The following is a 2,075-nucleotide window of genomic DNA, read 5'->3' as shown; positions in this document are numbered from 1 at the left end:
AAGTGCGGCAATACTGCCCGTCTCTGGGATGGCACAGGGAAAACCCGTTGAAACCCACATCGCCCAACAGTCGCCGGACTTAGATGAGGCAAACCGAGTTTTGCAAGAAGGATCTCAACTGTTTCGAGAGGGATCGGCAGAATCTCTTAGGCAAGCCTTGGTTAAATTAGAACAAGCGGCGATTCTCTTTCGCCAAGCTGGTGATCAAAGTTCAGAAGCGACCTCTCTCCTTGGTGTTGGTAGAATCTACTCCGACCTAGGAGAAAAGCAGAAAGCCCTTGAATACTTCGCTCGCGCCTTGCCCCTCAGCCAAACAGTAGGCGATCGCGGAGGAGAAGCCACCACCCTCAACAATATTGGCGCTGCCTACTACTCCCTAGGAGAAAAGCAGAAAGCCCTTGAATACTTCGCTCGCGCCTTGCCCCTCAGCCAAGCGGTGGGCGATCGCGAGGGAGAAGCTGGCACTCTCAACAATATTGGCGCTGTCTACGACTCCCTAGGAGAAAAGCAGAAAGCCTTGGAATACTACGCTCGTGCCTTGCCCCTCTACCAAGCCGTGGGCGATCGCGGGGGAGAAGCCCAAACCCTCAACACTATTGGCTTTATCTACTCTTCCCTAGGAGAAAAGCAGAAAGCCTTGGAATACTACGAACGCGCCTTGACCCTCCGACAAACCGTGGGGGATCGCGGCGGAGAAGGCACCACTCTCAACAATATTGGCTTCATCTACTCCTCCCTAGGAGAAAAGCAGAAAGCCCTTGAATACTACGAACGCGCCTTGCCCCTATTCCAAGCCGTGGGCGATCGCGGGGGAGAAGCTACCACCCTCGTCAGCTTTGGCTTAGTCTACTCCTCCTTAGGAGAAAAGCAGAAAGCGTTGGAATACTACGCTCGCGCCTTGCCCCTTCTTCAAGCCGTGGGCGATCGCGAGGGAGAAGCCCAAACCCTCAACACTATTGGCTCTGTCTACTACTCCCTAGGAGAAAAGCAAAAAGCCTTGGAATACTACGCTCGCGCCTTGCCCCTCCGCCAAGTAGTAGGCGATTCTCCTTCGGAGAGGCTACGCCAACGCGAGGGAGAAGCCACCACCCTCAACAATATTGGCGCTGTCTATTCCTCCCTAGGAGAAAAGCAGAAAGCATTAGAATATTATGATCGCGCCTTGACCATCCAACAAGCAGTGGGCGATCGCGGCGGAGAAGGCACCACCCTCAACAATATTGGCTTAGTCTACTCCGACCTAGGAGAAAAGCAGAAAGCCCTTGAATACTACGATCGCGCTTTGCTCCTCAGCCAAGCAGTGGGCGATCGCGACGGAGACGGCATCACCCTCAACAATATTGGTTTAGTCTACTCCGACCTAGGAGAAAACCAGAAAGCCTTGGAATACTACGCTCGCGCCTTACCCCTCCGCCAAGCAGTGGGCGATCGCGGCGGAGAAGCCCAAACCCTCAATAATATTGGCTTCATCTACAACTCCCTAGGAGAAAAGCAGAAAGCCTTGGAATACTACGCTCGCGCCTTGACCATCCAACAAGCAGTGGGCGATCGCGACGGAGAAGGCAACACCCTCAATAATATTGGCGGGGTCTACTCCGACCTAGGAGAAAACCAGAAGGCTCTTGAATATTATGATCGCGCCTTACCCCTCCGCCAAGCCGTGGGCGATCGCGGGGGGGAAGCCCAAACCCTCCACAATATTGGCGGGGTCTACTCCGACCTAGGAGAAAACCAGAAGGCTCTTGAATATTATGATCGCGCCTTACCCCTCCGCCAAGCCGTGGGCGATCGCAGGGGAGAAGGCACCACCTTCAACAATATTGGCTTAGTCTACTACTCCCTAGGAGAGAAGCAGAAAGCGTTGGAATACTTAGAACGCGCCTTGCCCCTCAGCCAAGCAGTGGGCGATCGCGGGGGGGAAGCTGCCACATTAAGCAATATTGCCTCTCTCCAACGTTCCCAAGGCAACCTCGAAACAGCCCTCACCCAGATGGAAAAATCCATCGCCATCCTCGAAGACCTCCGCACCAAAGCCCCCACCACCGAACTCCGCCAAACCTACTTCGCCTCCGTCC

Annotated in this window: 1 protein-coding gene; it reads left to right on the top strand. The window is 54.5% G+C overall.

Features of this window, described 5'->3' with window-relative positions:
- Positions 1-10: 10 nt before the first annotated feature.
- Positions 11-2,075: tetratricopeptide repeat protein (locus tag JUI58_RS10870; protein WP_348539876.1), on the top strand; the 2,065-nt coding region annotated here is incomplete at its 3' end.

Origin of the sequence: Spirulina sp. CCY15215, assembly GCF_016888125.1 — a bacterium.
Lineage (GTDB): Bacteria > Cyanobacteriota > Cyanobacteriia > Cyanobacteriales > Spirulinaceae > CCY15215.
Note: the sequence above shows the minus strand (reverse complement) of the source record. Positions and strands in the feature narration are given on the sequence as shown.